This is a genomic window from Actinocorallia libanotica (genome assembly GCF_039525175.1).
In the GTDB taxonomy this organism is placed as follows: Bacteria; Actinomycetota; Actinomycetes; order Streptosporangiales; family Streptosporangiaceae; genus Actinocorallia; species Actinocorallia libanotica.
The window spans coordinates 214,806-231,519 of record NZ_BAAAHH010000002.1; the positions used below are offsets into that span (position 1 = coordinate 214,806).

A 16,714-nucleotide genomic window follows, 5' to 3' on the forward strand; every position below is an offset into this window, starting at 1 on the left:
GCGGGCGATCAGGTCCTCCACCTGCCGTGTGGCATCGGCGCGCCCCGGGGCGACGTCCGCGCATCGGGCGTGATCCGCGTCACTCGCGTCACGATACGCCGCTTGCCGGACATGTGATGACGAGTACAGAGAACGAGGAGTCGCCGGTGCCCCCCACGGACAGCGAGCTGGACGCGATACTCAAGGCGAGCCGACCCGTCACGGATGCGCGGCTCGCCGAGGACCCCCAGGTGAGCGCGCTACTCGCCGAGATCGGCCGGGAGCTCCCGACCCGGCATCGGTTGAGGTTGATCGGCGGTGGGCGCCGACAGCCCGTGAACGACGGGCGCCGACAGCCGGTGAGCGGCGACGGACACCAGCGGTCGGCGAGCGGCGGCGGTCGCTGGCGGCCGATGATCGCCAGTGCGGTCGCGGTGGCGGTCGCGATCACGATCCCGGTGGTGGTCGCCGACCGGCGGGACGAAAACCTGGACGTCCAGCGCCCGGTCGCCACGTCACCGGCGTCAACGCCGACCGGGCCCGAGTTGCGCACCGGACGGTTCGGGCCGCTGGAGGACGGTCCAGACCGCAGCGAGTGGCTGAATCTGGAGAGCCCCGAGCTCCCCGCCGCGATCGAGGAGTTCGGCCGAGGGTTCCCGCTTCCTCCCGGCGGGGATTGGACCTCTCTGCAGCGCCCCGGCCTCTGGCGGGGTCAGACGCAGGAGACCTCCCTCCGCCATGCCCTGGCCGCCCAGGCGAGGTGCCAATGGATGCGCTACTGGAAGGACAGCGGCCCCAGCGGCCGCGAGGCCGCCCGGAAGGTGCTCGTCGGGACGCGGAAGTGGAGCGTCTACGAAGACGGGATGTGGACGGACCAGAACAGATTCGACAGGATGCTCGGCCAGCTGGAGAAGGGTGACGGCGGCATCCTCCGAAAAGATCTCGACGAGCTCTGCGACGCCCGCTCCTACTTCGGAGAAGCCGAGTGAACGAGGCGTCTTTCGAGGAGCTGTACGCCGCTCACAGCCACCGGATCCTCGGTTTCTTCCTGCGCCGTGTTGAGCCTTCCGAGGACGCCGCCGACCTGGTGACCGAGGTCTTCACGATCGCGTGGCGCCGCATCGCGGCCGTCCCGGAAGGCGAAGCGGCCAAGCTCTGGCTCTACGGCGTCGCGAGAAAGGTTCTGGCGAACCACCTGCGCGGGTCCGTCCGGCGGCACCGGCTGGCCGAACGACTCCGCGAGCACCTGGCAACGGCCCGAGGCGACGACGGCGGGTCCCACGTACGCCAGGCCCTGTCCCGTCTCCCCGAGAAGGACAGGGAGATCCTCTCCCTCAGCGCCTGGGAAGGACTCAGCGCTCCTGAAATAGCGCAACTGCTCGGGCTCGGACCCGAAGCCGTCCGCAGCCGCCTGTCGCGAGCCCGGGCCAGGCTCCGCGACGAACTGTCCCCGCAGCGCACCCGCTGACCCCTCGCCCCGTCCCCCGTCCCCTCATCCCGCCCCCGCGGCACATCCGCCGACCCCTCGACCCGTCCCGCAGCACATCCGCCGACCCCTCACCTCGTCCCCGCGGCCTGCCCGGCAGCGCACTGGCCGAGCGCCCATCGAGACCGGAGAACCCCATGCGTGGCATCCCTCTGCTCTGCTCGCTTCTGATCTTGACGGCCGGATGCGCGGCATCTCCCGACGTGGCGCCCGCCGGGCGGCCCGCCGCCGAGGCCCCTTCTGCCGAGAGTGCTCCCGCCGAGCGTCCGGAGACCGCTCGCCGGGCCGCGGCGCAGACCAGGCTTCTCAAGATCACCGATCTGACGCCCCGGCCGGGGGAGAAGGTCGGCGTCGGCATGCCGATCATCGTCAGGTTCAGCCATCCGGTGCCGGACAAGAAGGCGGTCGAACGGGCCCTGTCCGTCACGTCGACGAAGTCGACGGTCGGCGCCTGGCACTGGACGAAGAACGCGCAAGGCCGGCAGCTCGCCATCTTCCGTCCGAAGCGCTGGTGGCCCGCCGACCAGAAGGTCGTCTTCAAAGCCGGCCTCCAAGGGGTGAAGGCCGGAAAGAACCTGGTCGGCGGGGCCGACGTGAGATCGACGTTCACGATCGGCGACGAACACGTGGTGAAGGCCAACGCCAAGACGCACCTCGCCGAGGCGTACCGCGACGGCGAGCTCGTCCGCCGATGGAAGGTGAGCATGGGCGGCGGCGGCGACCGGCGGGCGGACGGCATCGACTACTGGCAGACCTCCAGTGGCATCCACCTGGTCATGGATCACAGGAAAAGGGAGCGCATGCGGTCCGGCCCTCAGGACAAGGAGGACTGGGACACCTGGGTCGAGTACGCCACCCGCATCTCGGCCAGCGGCGAGTACGTCCATGCGAGCAACGGCGAGACCTGGTGTCTCGGCCGCCAGAACTGCAGCCACGGGTGCGTCCGTTCCAGCCGCGACGACGCCGCCTGGTTCTTCCGCTGGTCGTACCGGGGCGATCCCGTCGTGATCACCGGCACCGAGCGGAAACTGCCGTGGAACAACGGCTGGAGCTATCACCAGATGCCCTGGAAGCAGTGGCTGGCCGGAAGCGCGCTCAAAACCCCCGTCGTCACCTCCTGAAGAGCCGTACCACCCCGCGGACCGCCTTCGACCTGAAGAACAACGACACCCGGCAACCCGCTTCCGGCCGTTCTGGGGAGCCTCGGCGCCCAACGAATTCACCCCCAACCGTTTCAGCCTCGACACCCGGCAAATCCGCCCTCAGCCGTTTGGAGGAACCGGCACCCAGCGGATTTACCCTCGGCCGGCCGCTTTGAGGAACGACGGTGTCCGGCGGGCTCGCCTCCCATTCCGTTGTCCGTCCAGACGGTTTCCAGGCGGACCTGTCTTCAGCTGCTCTGAGGAACGATGGTGTCCGGCGAGCTCACCTTCAGTCGATTCCGCCGTCCGTCTGGAAGGCTTGCAGCCTGATCGCCCAAGGGAGCCGGTTCGAGCCGGTGTCGAGAGAGGAAGCCGATGAGACGCCGGACCGTGCTGGGGGCGCTTCTGACGCTGCCGTTCGCCGCGGCATGCAGCGACTCGGGCGGTGCCGACGGCCCGCAGGCGTCCCGGTCCTCCGGGTCAGCGGGGCCGGGGACGGGGACGCCGACCGTTCCGGTCGCGGATCTGAGCACGAGCGTCGCGGCCCTGCGGCGCCTGGAGAAGCGCTTCGGTGTTCGCCTCGGGTTCTGGGCGTCCGATCCGAGCACCGGCCTGGTCCTCGGGCATCGGCAGGACGAGCGGTTCGCGATGTGCTCGACGTTCAAGACCTACGCCGTCGCCGCGGTCCTGAAGGCCCATCCGCTGGACTCCGGCCTCCTCGACCGCAGGATCCGCTTCACCCGAGCCGACCTGGTCCCGCACTCGCCCGTCACCGAGACCCGCGTGGACACCGGTATGACGATCACCGAACTGTGCCGCGCCGCCCTCCTCCAGAGCGACAACACCGCCTCCAACGAGCTGCTCGACATCCTGGGCGGCCCCTCCGCGGTGACCTCCTTCGCCCGTTCCATCGGCGACCCGGCCACCCGCCTGGACCGCTACGAGCCCGAGCTCAACGAGGTCACCCCGGGCTCCCTCCTGGACACCACCACCCCGGCCGGCATGGCCGCCGGCTACCGGGCGCTTCTCCTGGGCGAGGCCCTGGCACCGCCCGAACGCGACCGGCTCACCCGGTGGATGAAGGCCAACCGCACCGGCCGGGACCGCATCCGCGCGGGCCTCCCCCGCGGCTGGACCGCCGCCGACAAGACCGGAACCGGCGCCTACGCCGCCGTCAACGACGTCGGCGTCGCCTGGTCCCCCGACGGCACCCCCCTGGTCATCGCCGCCTTCGCCGACAAACCCGCCAAGAACGGCTCCTACGAAGACCGGGTCCTCGCCGAAGCCACCGAGATCGCCGTCAAGGCCTTCACCTGATCCCGCCCACGGCCCTGACACGCCTCGTCATCCCCTGAAGGCGAGATCACCGTCCGCAGAAGCAGTCATCAATCCGGAAAGCAGTCGCTGACCGAAAGGCGGTCGCCGAACCGAAAGGCGGTCGCCAATCGGTAAGGCAGCCGCTGGCCGGAAGGCGGTCAACGACCTCAACGACCCGGAAGGCGATCACCACCCGAAAGGCAGTCACTGACCAAAGACCCAAAGGCAGTCACTGACCGAAGAGCGGTCACCGATCCTGCAAACGGACAACGACCGGAAGGCGGACAACGACCGGTAAGACAGTCACTGGTCGGAAGGCAGTCGCCGCCCGAAGGGCGATCGCTGACCGAAGAGCGGTCGCCGACTTTGCAGACGGACAACGACCGGAGGACGGACAACGACCGGAAGGCGGTCGTCGGCCGAAAAGGCCGAAGGATGCAGGAAGCTCCAAAGAGGCGGGGAGGCGTCAGCGCTTGCGGCGGACGACGGCGTGGGCGTACTGGTCGGGCCAGTGGGGGTCGGCGCCGAGGGCGAGGGCGGCGCGGTGGGGCCAGTAGGGGTCGCGGAGGAGTTCGCGGCCGAGGAGGACGGCGTCGGCCTGGCCGGAGGTGATGACGTTTTCGGCCTGGTCGGGGTGCACGATGAGGCCGACGGCGCCGGTGGGGAGGCCGGTGGCGTCGCGGACCTGGGCGGCGAAGGGCACCTGGTAGCCGAGGCCGGCGGGGATGCGGGCGTCGCGGGCCATGCCGCCGGTGGAGACGTCCATCAGGTCCACGCCGCGGGCCTGGAGTTCCTTGGCGAGGCGGACGGTGTCCTCGGCGGTCCAGCCTTCGCGGTCGTCCTCGGGGTTCTCGGTCAGCCAGTCGGTGGCCGAGGCGCGGAAGAAGACCGGCAGGTCCGCGGGCCACACCTCGCGGACGGCTTCGACGACCTCCAGGGGGAAGCGCAGGCGGTTCTCGAAGCTGCCGCCGTAGGCGTCGGTGCGGTGGTTGGCGAACGGGGAGAGGAAGGAGTGGATCAGGTAGCCGTGGGCGCCGTGCAGTTCGACCACCTGGAAGCCCGCGGCCGACGCGCGCGCGGCCGAGTCGGCGAAGTCGCGCACCAGCTGCCGGATCTCCGCCTCGGTGAGCTCGTGCGGAACGGGCAGGCCGGTGAAGGGTTCCGGGCTGGGCGCGACCGTCCGCCAGCCGCCTTCGCTCTCGGGCAGGGGCCCGTCGGTGAGCCAGGGCTTGTCGAGGGAGGCCTTGCGTCCGGCGTGGGCGAGCTGGATGGCGGGCACCGAGCCGTGGGCGCGGATCGCTTCGACGACGCGGGTGAACGCCTGCTGCTGGCGGTCGTTCCACAGGCCCAGGTCCCACGGGCTGATGCGTCCGTCGGGGCGGATCCCGGTGGCCTCGACCATGACCAGACCCGCTCCTCCGGCCGCCCGGGAGGCCAGGTGGGTGAGGTGGAAGTCCGTCGGCACCCCGGTCTCCGGCCCTTCGGACGCGGCGGAGTACATGCACATCGGGGACATCCAGATGCGGTTGGGGATCTCCAGGGACCGCAGGGTCAGGGGGCTGAACAGGACGCTCACGGCTACGCCTCCGCAGGGCCGGGGGATGGAAGCCGACCGTGCGGCCGACGCTTAGTACGATAAACACCGTACTACGTCATTTGTCAAACTACGACGATCGTCGTACTTTGGTGAAGAGTCACCCGTACGGAGGTTCCCCATGCCCGCGACCGCGCGGACCGCCGCGACCGTCCGCACGCTCCCCCACCCGGCCCCGGAGGAACTCCGCCTGGAGGGCGTCCTGCACGCGCTGGCCGATCCCATCCGGCTGCGCATCGTGCGCACCCTCGCCGAAAGGCGGCACGAGAACCTGGCGTGCTCCGCGTTCGAGCTCCCGGTGAGCAAGTCCACCTCCACCCACCACTTCCGGGTGCTGCGCGAATCCGGCGTCATCCGCCAGCACTACGAGGGCACCTCCTGCCTCAGCCGGCTGCGCCGCGACGACCTCGAAGACCGCTTCCCCGGCCTCCTCACCGCCGTCCTGCAAGCGCCCCCTTCTCCTTCCGGGAAGTGACCGCAGCCGTCACCCACAACGCGTCGCGCCCGCAGGCGCGCGGGGCGTCTGCGGGCGCGGGCGGCAGGTCTCAGGCGGCGGAGAAGACCTTGACGACCGCCTCGTTGAAGGACGGAAGGTCGTCGGGTTTGCGGCTGGTGACCAGGGTGTTGTTGCCCTTTTCGCAGATGACGACGGGCTCGTCGACCCAGGCGGCGCCGGCGTTGGACAGGTCGGTGTGGAGGCTCGGCCACGAGGTGAGGGTGCGGCCGCTGGCCTCGTGCGCCTCGATGAGCATCCAGGGCGCGTGGCAGATGGCCGCGACCGGCTTGCCGTCGCTGAAGAAGCGCCGGACGAAGCGGACGGCCTCGGGATCCGTGCGGAGCATGTCGGGGTTGGCGACGCCGCCGGGGAGCACCAGGGCGTCGTACTCGGCGACGTCGGCGGTGGACAGCGGCATGTCGACCCGTTGCCGGTCGCCCTTGTCCAGGTGCTGGAAGAGCTGCGCCTCGGCGCCCGCCTTGTCGACCGGTGCGATGAGCACCGGCCTGCCGCCCGCGGACTCCACCGCCCGCCACGGTTCCACCAGTTCCACCTGCTCGGCGCCCTCGGGGGCGACGAGGAAGGCGATCACCTTCCCGCGCAGTTCGTTGGCCATGAGCTACTTCCCTCCCAACAGGTCGAGGAGGTCGTCGGCGTGCTCCTCCTCCTCGGCCAGGATGTGTTCCATGAGCCGCCGGGTGGTGACGTCGCCGTCACTGAGCCAGCGGATGATCTCCTGGTAGGACTCGATGACGATCCGCTCGGCGACGAGGTTCTCCTTCAGCATCCCGCGCAGGTCGTCCTCGGAGAACGTCTCGTACGTGGTGTGCGAGCGCTCCGCCAGCGTCGCCGGGTCGAAGTCGGGGCTGCCGCCGAGCTGGCTGATCCGCTCCGCGGCGCGCATCGCGTGGTCGCGCTCCTGTTCGGCGTGCTCCTGGAACTCGGCCACCACCTGCGCGCGGTCGATGCCCACCGCCGCGATCGCGTGCTGGCTGTAGCGCATCCAGCAGACGATCTCGGTGGCCAGCACGTCGTTGAGCACCCCGATGACCTGCTCGGTGCTCCTGCCGTACGACTCGGTCACCGGACCGCTGTCCATCTTCTCCCTGGCCCGCTCCCGGATCGCCGACACGTCCAGGCTGAAGCTGCTCTTCGCCATGCGAAATCCCCCCGATGAAGCCATCGATTCCCGCATAGGAGAATCGTTACGGTTTTCCCCTACCCATCGTGATACTCACCCATGACGAGAAGTGAGGCGTCTCATCTCTCGTCGAGGCGCGAGAGGAACTCCTGCGCCTTGGTCTTGAGCCCTTCCCGCAGCACGCCCCAGCGGTCCTCGTCGCCGCCCAGGAGCGCCTTGAGGGTGTCCTTGATCTGGTCGGACGTGGCGTGCGGCGGGATCGGCGGGACGTCGGGGTCGGTGCGCACGTCCAGCAGCGCGGGCCTGTCCGCCGCCAGCACCCGGTCCCAGGCGGGGCCGATCTGCTCGGGCCGGTCGACGGTGACGGCCAGTAGCCCGAGGCTCTCGGCGAAGGCCGCGTAGTCCATGTCGGGGAGCGTCTGCGACTGCGGGAACTTCGGCGCCCCCTGCATCCCGCGCATCTCCCACGTGACCTGGTTGAGGTCGTTGTTGTGCAGCACCGCGACGACGAGTCGCGGGTCCGCCCACGTACGCCAGTAGTGCTTGACGGTCAGCAGCTCGGCCAGGCCGTTCATCTGCATCGCCCCGTCTCCGGCGAACGCGATGACCGGGTTCTCCGGCAGGCCGAACTTCGCGCCGATCGCGTACGGCACGCCCGCGCCCATCGTCGCCAGCGTCCCCGACAGCGAACCGCGCACCTTCCCCCGGAAGCGCAGGTTGCGGGCGTACCAGTTGGCCGCGGAACCCGAATCGGCCGTGACGATCGCGTTGTCGGGCAGCCGCGGCGACAGCTCGTGGAACAGCCGCATCGGGTTGACGGGGTCGGCGTCGACCATCGCCTCCCGCTGCATCGTCGCCCACCAGCGGGCGACCCCGGCCTCGACCTCCTCCCGCCACGACCGGTCGGTCTTGCGGGTCAGCAGCGGGATCAGCGCGCGCAGCGTGACCGCCGCGTCCCCGACCATGTTCACCTCGTACGGGTAGCGCATCCCGATCTGCTTGGGGTCGATGTCGATCTGCACCGCCCGCGCCTGGCCGTACTCCGGCAGGAACTGCGAGTACGGGAAGCTCGATCCGACCGTGAGAAGGGTGTCGCAGCCCGTCATCAGCTCGTGGCTCGGCCGCGTTCCCAGCAGCCCGATCGAGCCCGTCACGTACGGCAGCTCGTCGGAGAGGACGTCCTTGCCCAGCAGCGCCTTGGCGACACCGGCGCCGAGCAGGTCGGCGACCTGCCGCAGCTCCTCGGCCGCGCCGCGCGCCCCCGCCCCGGCCAGGACCGCCACTCTGCTCCCGGCGTTCAGGATGTCCGCGGCCCGCCGCAGCGCCCTCTCGTCCGGCGCGACGGACGGCCAGCTGACGCCGAGGCTGGACGGCACCATCTTGAACTCGTGCCCCGGCCGCACGTAGTCCAGGGTCTGCACGTCGGCCGGGATGATGACGGCCGTGGGCACCCGTTCGGCCATCGCGGTCCTGATCGCCCGGTCCAGCACGTTCGGCAGCTGCTCGGGCACCGTCACCATCTGGACGTAGGCGCCGGCCACGTCCTTGAACAGCGACAGCAGGTCGACCTCCTGCTGGTAGGAGCCGCCCATCGCGGTGCGGTCGGTCTGCCCGACGATCGCCACGACCGGCACGCGGTCGAGCCTGGCGTCGTACAGCCCGTTCAGCAGGTGGATCCCGCCCGGCCCGGACGTCGCCGCGCACACGCCCAGCCGTCCGGTGAACTTCGCGTACCCGACGGCCTCGAACGCGCACATCTCCTCGTGCCTGGCCTGCACGAACCTCGGACGGTCCCCCGCCCGCCCCCACGCGCCCAGCAGCCCGTTGATCCCGTCCCCCGGATAGGCGAAGACGTGCTCCACCCCCCACTCCCGGAGCCGCGACAGCAGGAAATCGGCGACTTTCATGAGTCCCCCGCCTTCCGACAACCCTCGCGTTCCGCCTACCCGCCCCCCGCGGCCCCACCCGCCACGGGCGGGCAAAGATCCCGTACGTCCCGTGCCGTGCCATGATGCGAGGAAAGGCGAACGCGGAACGAGGAACGGCTCCCCCATGCCCACCGACCTGCACGAGGTCATCGCCGACGTCTCCGAAGTCGGCGGCTACTTCCACCTCTTCACCGGTCACGGTGACGCCTCCTGGCTCCCGCTGTCCGAACTGTTCACCGACAAGGCCGTGCTGGGGGAACGGCTGGCCCGGACGACCGACCTCCTGGAGATCGACGAGCCCCGCGTCGCGGCGTCCCTCGTCCAGATGGGTTTCGCCTCCCGCCTGTGGTCTCCTTTCGTCGGCGCGGCCGTCCTGCACGGCCGCCTCCTGGAGTGGACCGTCGACGACCTCCGCTGGCAGGCCGTCGCCACCGGCCCCCTTCCCCTCCGTCTGCCCTCGCCGAAGGTACGTCCGGACGCCGACGATCCCGCCGCGGTCATCCACAGGGACGTCACCGCCCTCCTGGAGTCCCTGGCCGTCGCCCTTCAGAGCCTGGTCAAGATCTCCACCCGCCTCCTGTGGGACAACGCGGCGTCGGCCCTCGCCGGAACCACCGGGGTCCTCGCCCTGGAGCGCCCCGAACACGCAGCCGACGCCATCACCCTCGCCCTCGGCATCCTGTCCCGGCCCCCTTTCGAGGCCGCCCACCGGCTCACCGAACCCGCCCCCGGCAGGCCGTCCTTCACCCGCGCCGCCTGCTGCCTCTACTACCGCGTCCCCGGCAGCGGCAAATGCGGCGACTGCGCACTCCGCCCCCGACCCGCACGTCCATGAATCCGCGGACGCCTGCCCCAGGCAGGCGACCAGGAGCCGAGACATGCGCACATCAGCCGCCGACGATGGCTGCCCCAGGCAGGTGGCCAGGGCATGCGCAGGTCCATGGCCGCCGACGAAACCCGCCGCCCTTGGTGGCGGAGCGTCCTCTTCGAACTCCGCCGCTTCCGCGGGCCCTCGCCGAAGCCCCCTTGGCCCTCCTCGCAGATGCAGGGCTTCAGCGCGCTTGCTCCTGGCATCTGCGGCCGGTACGTTCGGCGGATGGCAGAATTCCGGATCAGTGAGGCGGCCGAGCTGCTCGGGGTCAGTCCGGACACGGTGCGCCGCTGGGTGGACGGCGGGCGGCTGCCCGCCGGGCGGGACGCCAACGGGCACCGGCTGATCAACGGCCGGGACCTCGCGGCGTTCGCACGGGCGCAGGTGGAGTCCGGCGGCGACGAGGAGCGGTCCTCGGCGCGCAACCGTTTCCGCGGCATCGTGACCGAGGTCCGCAAGGACACGGTCATGGCCCAGGTGGAGCTCGCCGCCGGCCCGTTCCGCGTCGTGTCGCTGATGAGCAGGCAGGCCGCCGACGAACTGGGCCTCGAACCGGGAGTGCTGGCCGTGGCGGTGATCAAGTCCACGAACGTGGTCGTGGAGGTCCCCCGATGAGGCGCGCTCCCGCCACAAGGGACGGCGCGCGGTAGGCCATGCGGACCCGGGTGCCCTGGATGCTGGGCCTTCCCGCCGCGGTGGGGCTGGCCTTTCTCGTTCTGCCGCTGGCCGGGCTGCTGGTGCGGGCGCCCTGGTCGACCCTGCCCGCGCGGCTCGCCGAGCCGCAGGTGCTGGAGGCGCTGCGGCTCTCCTTGGGGACGGCCACGGTGGCGACCGCGGTCTGCCTGCTGCTGGGGGTGCCGCTCGCCTGGGTTCTGGCCCGCGCCGTGTTCCCCGGCCGCCGTCTCGTCCGTGCGCTGATCACCGTTCCGCTCGTGCTGCCTCCGGTCGTCGGCGGCGTGGCGCTCCTGCTCGTCCTGGGCCGCAACGGGCTGATCGGCCGTCATCTGGACGCCTGGTTCGGGCTCACCTTTCCCTTCACCACGGCCGGCGTCGTCCTCGCCCAGATCTTCGTCGCCCTTCCCTTTCTGGTGATCAGCGTCGAGGGGGCGCTGCGCGCCTCCGATCCCCGGTACGAAGAGGCGGCCGCCACCCTCGGCGGCTCCCGCTGGACCGTCTTCCGCCGGGTCACCCTGCCCTTGGTCGCCCCGGGCGTCCTCGCGGGAGCCGTCCTCTGCTGGGCCCGCGCTCTGGGGGAGTTCGGGGCCACCATCACCTTCGCCGGGAACTTCCCCGGCCGCACCCAGACCATGCCCCTGGCCGTCTACCTGGCCCTGGAGACGGATCCCGAAGCCGCCCTGGTCCTCAGCCTGGTCCTGCTCGCCGTCTCCCTCACCGTCCTGGCCGCCCTCCGCGACCGCTGGCTTCCCTGACCCGGGCCGAGGAAGGAACACGACGCGATGGCTGCGGACAGAAAGACGGCGCCCGAAGACGGAGCGGCCGCGGGCAGGAGGGCGTCGGTCCCGGGAGGCGGGGAGAGCACGGGGCTGACCGCCAGGTTGGAGGTGCGGCGGGACGGGTTCCGGGTGGACGTCGAGTTCGCGGTGGGTGCCGGGGAGGTCGTGGGGCTGCTCGGGCCGAACGGCGCGGGGAAGACGACGGTGCTGCGGGCGCTGGCCGGGCTGGTCGGGCTGGAGGCGGGCCGGATCGAGCTGGATGGCGAACGTCTGGAGCGGCGGCCCGTGGAGAAGCGGCCGGTGGGGGTGGTGTTCCAGGATTACCTCCTGTTCCCGCACCTGTCGGTGGTGGAGAACGTCGCGTTCGGGCCGCGCTGCGGGGGGACGCCGGCGCGGGAGGCGAGGCGGGCCGCGGCGGGGTGGCTGGCGCGGGTGGGGATGGACGGCCACGGGAAGGCGAAGCCGCGGGAGCTGTCGGGCGGTCAGGCGCAGCGGGTCGCCTTGGCGCGGGCGCTGGCCGTCGAGCCGAAGCTGCTCCTCCTGGACGAGCCGCTCGCCGCGCTGGACGCGCGGACGCGGCTCGAGATCCGCTCGGGCCTGCGGCGGCACCTGGCGGACTTCGCGGGGGCGGCGCTTCTGGTCACCCACGACCCCCTGGACGCGATGGTGCTCTGCGACCGGCTGATCGTGATCGAGTCCGGCCGGATCGTCCAGGAGGGCGCTCCCTCCGAGGTCGCCCGCCACCCCAGAACCGACTATGTCGCCCGCCTCGTCGGCCTCAACCTCTACCGGGGCACCGCCTGCGGCCACCACGTCACCCTGGCCGCGACCGCCCGGACCGGCGAACCCGGCCTGGAACTGAAAGCGACCGCCGCCGCCGAGGGAGAGGTGTTCGTCGTCTTCCCTCCCACGGCCGTCACGCTCCACCGTGAACGCCCGGCCGATGCCGCCGGCGTCCTGTGGCGTGCCGTGGTCGAAGGTGTGGAGCAGCAGGGCGATCGTGTGCGGGTCCAGCTGGACGGCCCGCTGCGCGTCCTGGCGGACGTCGCTCCGGTGGAGGTCGCGCAGCTGGCGCTGGAGCCCGGCGCCGAGGTCTGGAGCTCGGTGGAGGGCGCGGAGGTCCGCGTCTACCCCGTCTGACCTCACCGGACCGCGCGGACCGTTGTGTGACAGCCGTAACGTCCCGTTACCGGCCGATGTCACATGGCGGTAACGAGAAGTTCCTACCTTGCTGAACGTGACTTCCACCAGCGTGAAGACCGTCTGCGCGTACTGCGGGGTGGGCTGCGGGCTGCTGCTCGAAGTCCAGGACGGCAAGGTCGTCAGGGCCTCGGGGGACAGGACGCATCCGGCGAACTCCGGCAGGCTGTGCACCAAGGGCGCGACCACCGCCGAGATGCTCGCCGCGCCGGGACGGCTGTCGACCGCCCTGCGGCGCACCGACGGCGGCCACGCGCCGCTGGACGTCGACGCCGCGATCGCCGAGACCGCCCGCCGCTTCCGCGCCGTCCTGGACGAGCACGGCCCGGACGCGCTGGCCTTCTACGTCTCCGGCCAGATGTCGCTGGAGGCGCAGTACCTGGTCAACAAGCTGGCCAAGGGGTTCGTCCGCACCAACCAGATCGAGTCGAACTCGCGCCTGTGCATGGCCAGCGCGGGCACGGGCTACAAGCTCTCGCTGGGCGCGGACGGGCCGCCCGGCTCCTATCGGGATTTCGAGCACGCCGACGCGTTCCTCGTCATCGGCTCGAACATGGCCGACTGCCATCCGATCCTCTTCCTCCGCATGATGGAGCGGGTCAAGGCGGGCGCGAAACTGATCGTCGTCGACCCCCGCCGCACCGCCACCGCCGCCAAGGCCGACCTGTTCCTGCAGGTCAAGCCCGGCACGGATCTCGCCCTCCTGAACGGCATCCTCCACCAGCTCGTGGACGACCGCCGGATCGACGAAGAGTTCATCGCCGCGCACACCGAGGGCTGGGAGGCGATGCCGGACTTCCTGGCCGATTACACCCCCGAGGCCGTCGAGAAGATCACCGGTGTCCCCGAGCGCGACCTCCGCGAAGCCGCCCGCATCATCGGCGAGGCCGACGAGTGGACGTCCTGCTGGACGATGGGCCTCAACCAGTCCACGCACGGCACCTGGAACACCAACGCCCTGATCAACCTGCACCTGGCCACCGGCGCGATCTGCCGCCCCGGCAGCGGCCCGTTCTCCCTCACCGGCCAGCCGAACGCCATGGGCGGCCGCGAGATGGGCTACATGGGCCCCGGGCTGCCCGGCCAGCGCAGCGTCCTGTCCGAGGCCGACCGCCGCTTCACCGAGGCCGTGTGGGACCTGCCCGAGGACACCCTCCGCACGGACGTCGGCAAGGGCACGATCGAGATGTTCGAGCGGCTCGCCGAAGGCGAGATCAAGGCCTGCTGGATCATCTGCACCAACCCGGTGGCCTCCGTCGCCAACCGCAGGACGGTCATCGAGGGCCTGGAGACCGCCGAGTTCGTCGTCGTCCAGGACGTCTTCGCCGACACCGAGACCAACGCGTACGCCGACGTCGTCCTGCCCGCCGCCCTGTGGACGGAGGGCGACGGAGTGATGATCAACTCGGAGCGGAACCTGACGCTGACCCGCAAGGCCGTCGAACCGCCCGGCCAGGCCCTGCCCGACTGGCAGATCATCGCCCGCGTCGCCTGCGAGATGGGCTACGCGGACGCCTTCTCCTACGGGAGCGCGGAGGAGGTCTTCGAGGAGATCAAACTCTTCTACAACCCCGTCTCGGGCTGGGACCTGCGCGGCGTCACCTACGACCGGCTGAGGAGCACGCCCGTCCAGTGGCCCGCCGCGCCGGACGGGGAGGACCGCAACCCCGTCCGCTACCTTGACGGCGACGGCCTGCGGTTCGCCACCCCCAGCGGCAGAGCGGTCTTCTTCCCCCGCCCCCACACGGACCCCGCGGAGCTCCCGGACGACGACTACCCGTTCGTCCTCAACACCGGCCGCCTCCAGCACCAGTGGCACACCCTCACCAAGACGGGCAAGGTCGACAAGCTCAACAAGCTCGACCCCGGCCCGTTCCTGGAGGTCAACCCCGCGGACGCGGCGGCGCTCGGCGTCCTGGCGGGCGACCAGGTGGAGATCGGCTCCCGCAGAGGCCGCGCCGTCCTGCCCGCCGTGGTCTCCGACCGCGTGCTCCCGGGCACCTGCTTCGCGCCCTTCCACTGGAACGACCTGTTCGGCGAGTACCTGAGCGTCAACGCCGTCACCAGCGACGCCGTCGACCCCCTGTCCTTCCAGCCCGAGCTGAAGGTCTGCGCCGTCTCCCTCACCAGGGTCGCCGTTCCCGCCCCGCCGGAGACCCCCGCCCCCGCCATGCCGAACGTCCTCGACCTGGCGGATCCGGCCCCGCCCGTGCTGAGCGAGCGGGAGAAGCGCTACCTGAGCGGCTTCCTCGCCGGCCTGAAGTCGGTGCCTCCCGCGCCCGGCGAGCTGCCCGTCCTTCCGCCGGACGCGCCTTTCGCCCCCGACCACACCCTGTGGATCAACGGCATGCTCGCCGGAATCTACTCACGGACGCAGCCCGCGGCCCCCGTCCCCGCCACTTCCACCGCCCCCGAAACTCTCATCTTGTGGGCCTCCCAGACGGGAAACGCCGAGGAGTTCGCCGTCGCGGCCGCTGAGAGACTCGCTGAGACGAGCAAACGAGCACTCCTGGTCAACATGGACGAGACGACCCCTCAGGCCCTGGTAGCGGCCTCTGAGGTCCTGATGATCACCAGTACCTTCGGAGACGGCGACGCCCCCGACAACGGAACGGGCTTCTGGGAGTCCCTGACGGCCCGCGACGCACCCCGCCTGGACGGCGTCCGCTACTCCGTCCTCGCCTTCGGCGACTCCAGTTACGACGACTTCTGCGGCCACGGACGCCGCCTGGACGCCCGCCTGGACGAGCTGGGCGCCGTCCGGATCGCCCCCCGCGTCGACTGCGAACCCGATGACGGGCCGCCCGCCCAGCAGTGGCTGGAGCAGGTCGTCCAGGCGCTGGTGGAAGGCCCCGCGAAAAAGCCGAGTCCTCCCGCCCCGTCCAGACCCAAGAACACCCCCGTGACGGTCCACCTCACGGGCAACCAGCTGCTCAGCCGCCCCGGCGCGACCAAGGAAGTCCGCGAATTCACCTTCGATCTCACCGGTACGGGCCTCACCTACGACGTGGGCGACGCCCTGAGCGTCCGGCCCAGGAACTGCCCGGACGTCGTGGAAGAGTGGCTGAAGCTCACCCGCGTGGACCCGGCCACCGACCTGTCCGAGCACGACCTCACCCGGATCACCCCCGACCTGCTGCGCTTCCTCGCCGACCGTACGGGCGACCGCCTGCTGCGCAAGCTGCTGCGCCCGGACAACAAGAACGAGCTCGCCCAGTGGTGCTGGGGCCGTCAGGCGGTGGACGTGGTGGCGGAATTCCCTGTCGAGGCGTCCTCCGAGGAGTGGCTCGCGGTGCTGAAGCGGCTCGGCCCGCGCAGTTATTCGATCTCCTCCAGCCCGCTGACGAACCCTGACGAGCTCCGCCTGACCGTCTCGGTGGTGCGGTTCGAGAACCCGCACGGCAGGACGCGCAAGGGCGTGGCCTCCACCTTCCTCGCCGACTCCGCTCCGGGCACCCCCGTCCCGGTGACCGTCCAGCGCTCCCCGCACTTCCGGCCGCCCGCGGACCCGTCCACCCCGATGATCATGGTCGGGCCGGGCACCGGCGTCGCGCCCTTCCTCGGTTTCCTGGACGAACGCCGCGCCCAGGGCGCCCGCGGGAGGAACTGGCTCTTCTTCGGCGAGCAGCGCGAGGCCACCGACTACTACCACCGGGAGAAGCTGGAGGCCCTCCGCGATGACGGCTTCCTCACCCGGCTCGACCTCGCCTTCTCCCGCGACCAGAGGGCCAAGGTCTACGTCCAGGACCGCATGCGCGAGCACGGGGCCCGCCTGTGGGACTGGCTGCAGGCGGGCGCCCACTTCTACGTCTGCGGCGACGCGGCGCGGATGGCCAAGGACGTCGAGCGCGCCCTGGTCGAGATCGCCACCCGCCACGGCGGCCTCGACACCGAAGCTGCTGTCCAGTTTGTCAAGAAAATGGCGTCAAACAAGCGATACGTACGCGATGTGTACTGATGTTACGCCTTAGTAAACTGATTCCCGGGACGCCGACGTCGAAGCGCGTCACGTCCTGGGTAAAGTCAGGCTCGGCGCGCCATGGCCCCACGTTCACCAGCTCGGTGCGAGGTGCGTCACACTGGGCATATAAGTGTTCGGGAGGAGA

Annotated in this window: 14 protein-coding genes; 10 read left to right on the forward strand and 4 right to left on the reverse strand. The window is 70.8% G+C overall.

The features are described 5' to 3' along the window. The first annotated feature begins 146 nt into the window (after nt 1-146). The 4 genes from ABD140_RS04050 (at nt 147) to bla (ending at nt 3,924) form a co-directional block, all read left to right on the forward strand. Entirely contained in the window at nt 147-968 is an 822-nt protein-coding gene (locus tag ABD140_RS04050) for a hypothetical protein (RefSeq protein ID WP_344236811.1), read from the forward strand. After that, on the forward strand, nt 965-1,447 hold the full coding sequence (locus ABD140_RS04055) for an RNA polymerase sigma factor (protein WP_344236813.1): 483 nt from the start codon (nt 965-967) through the stop codon (nt 1,445-1,447). The genes ABD140_RS04050 and ABD140_RS04055 overlap by 4 nt, the downstream gene beginning before the upstream one ends. A 155-nt stretch (nt 1,448-1,602) precedes the next feature. Further along, nucleotides 1,603-2,586, forward strand: a complete 984-nt coding sequence (locus ABD140_RS04060) for a L,D-transpeptidase (RefSeq protein WP_344236815.1) — start codon at nt 1,603-1,605, stop codon at nt 2,584-2,586. A gap of 396 nt (nt 2,587-2,982) precedes the next feature. Continuing rightward, nucleotides 2,983-3,924, forward strand: coding sequence for a class A beta-lactamase (bla, locus tag ABD140_RS04065; RefSeq protein WP_344236817.1), 942 nt, complete (start codon nt 2,983-2,985; stop codon nt 3,922-3,924). Nucleotides 3,925-4,390: 466 nt separating this feature from the next. Here bla and ABD140_RS04070 read toward each other — a convergent pair whose 3' ends face one another. Continuing rightward, nucleotides 4,391-5,500 (reverse strand): NADH:flavin oxidoreductase/NADH oxidase, encoded by a 1,110-nt coding sequence (locus ABD140_RS04070; RefSeq protein ID WP_344236819.1) that lies wholly within the window; start codon nt 5,498-5,500, stop codon nt 4,391-4,393. Nucleotides 5,501-5,639: 139 nt separating this feature from the next. Between ABD140_RS04070 and ABD140_RS04075 the strand changes: the two genes are divergently transcribed. Continuing rightward, a complete protein-coding gene (locus tag ABD140_RS04075; RefSeq protein WP_344236821.1) occupies nt 5,640-5,993 on the forward strand; it encodes an ArsR/SmtB family transcription factor in 354 nt (117 codons plus the stop codon). Nucleotides 5,994-6,063: 70 nt separating this feature from the next. Here the strand turns inward: ABD140_RS04075 and ABD140_RS04080 are convergent, their stop codons facing one another. From ABD140_RS04080 to ABD140_RS04090, 3 genes are all read right to left on the reverse strand, one after another. Further along, on the reverse strand, nt 6,064-6,630 hold the full coding sequence (locus ABD140_RS04080; RefSeq protein WP_344236823.1) for a type 1 glutamine amidotransferase domain-containing protein: 567 nt from the start codon (nt 6,628-6,630) through the stop codon (nt 6,064-6,066). 3 nt (nt 6,631-6,633) lie between these two features. After that, entirely contained in the window at nt 6,634-7,173 is a 540-nt protein-coding gene (locus tag ABD140_RS04085; protein WP_344236825.1) for a ferritin-like domain-containing protein, read from the reverse strand. 101 nt (nt 7,174-7,274) lie between these two features. Next, entirely contained in the window at nt 7,275-9,062 is a 1,788-nt protein-coding gene (locus ABD140_RS04090) for a thiamine pyrophosphate-requiring protein (RefSeq protein ID WP_344236828.1), read from the reverse strand. Between the two features lie 145 nt (nt 9,063-9,207). Here ABD140_RS04090 and ABD140_RS04095 point away from each other — a divergent pair, with 145 nt between their 5' ends. The 5 genes from ABD140_RS04095 to ABD140_RS04115 all read left to right on the forward strand — a co-directional run bounded on the left by ABD140_RS04095 (nt 9,208) and on the right by ABD140_RS04115 (nt 16,566). After that, nucleotides 9,208-9,918, forward strand: a complete 711-nt coding sequence (locus ABD140_RS04095) for a (2Fe-2S)-binding protein (RefSeq protein WP_344236830.1) — start codon at nt 9,208-9,210, stop codon at nt 9,916-9,918. 261 nt (nt 9,919-10,179) lie between these two features. Then, nucleotides 10,180-10,569, forward strand: a complete 390-nt coding sequence (locus tag ABD140_RS04100) for a TOBE domain-containing protein (RefSeq protein WP_344236832.1) — start codon at nt 10,180-10,182, stop codon at nt 10,567-10,569. A 38-nt stretch (nt 10,570-10,607) separates the two neighbouring features. Continuing rightward, nucleotides 10,608-11,384 carry a molybdate ABC transporter permease subunit gene (modB, locus tag ABD140_RS04105; protein ID WP_344236834.1) on the forward strand — a complete coding sequence of 259 codons (777 nt, stop codon included), beginning with the start codon at nt 10,608-10,610 and terminating at the stop codon, nt 11,382-11,384. 27 nt (nt 11,385-11,411) lie between these two features. Then, on the forward strand, nt 11,412-12,548 hold the full coding sequence (locus tag ABD140_RS04110; RefSeq protein ID WP_344236836.1) for an ABC transporter ATP-binding protein: 1,137 nt from the start codon (nt 11,412-11,414) through the stop codon (nt 12,546-12,548). A gap of 97 nt (nt 12,549-12,645) precedes the next feature. Further along, nucleotides 12,646-16,566, forward strand: a complete 3,921-nt coding sequence (locus ABD140_RS04115) for a bifunctional nitrate reductase/sulfite reductase flavoprotein subunit alpha (protein ID WP_344236838.1) — start codon at nt 12,646-12,648, stop codon at nt 16,564-16,566. Nucleotides 16,567-16,714: the final 148 nt, after the last annotated feature.

Excerpts from the sequence above, each read along its gene's own strand:
- ABD140_RS04060 (WP_344236815.1), top strand. The coding sequence starts at position 1,603 with ATGCGTGGCATCCCTCTGCTCTGCTCGCTTCTGATCTTGACGGCCGGA.
- bla (WP_344236817.1), top strand. The coding sequence starts at position 2,983 with ATGAGACGCCGGACCGTGCTGGGGGCGCTTCTGACGCTGCCGTTCGCC.
- ABD140_RS04075 (WP_344236821.1), top strand. The coding sequence starts at position 5,640 with ATGCCCGCGACCGCGCGGACCGCCGCGACCGTCCGCACGCTCCCCCAC.
- ABD140_RS04080 (WP_344236823.1), bottom strand. The coding sequence starts at position 6,630 with ATGGCCAACGAACTGCGCGGGAAGGTGATCGCCTTCCTCGTCGCCCCC.
- ABD140_RS04085 (WP_344236825.1), bottom strand. The coding sequence starts at position 7,173 with ATGGCGAAGAGCAGCTTCAGCCTGGACGTGTCGGCGATCCGGGAGCGG.
- ABD140_RS04090 (WP_344236828.1), bottom strand. The coding sequence starts at position 9,062 with ATGAAAGTCGCCGATTTCCTGCTGTCGCGGCTCCGGGAGTGGGGGGTG.
- ABD140_RS04095 (WP_344236830.1), top strand. The coding sequence starts at position 9,208 with ATGCCCACCGACCTGCACGAGGTCATCGCCGACGTCTCCGAAGTCGGC.
- ABD140_RS04100 (WP_344236832.1), top strand. The coding sequence starts at position 10,180 with ATGGCAGAATTCCGGATCAGTGAGGCGGCCGAGCTGCTCGGGGTCAGT.
- modB (WP_344236834.1), top strand. The coding sequence starts at position 10,608 with ATGCGGACCCGGGTGCCCTGGATGCTGGGCCTTCCCGCCGCGGTGGGG.
- ABD140_RS04110 (WP_344236836.1), top strand. The coding sequence starts at position 11,412 with ATGGCTGCGGACAGAAAGACGGCGCCCGAAGACGGAGCGGCCGCGGGC.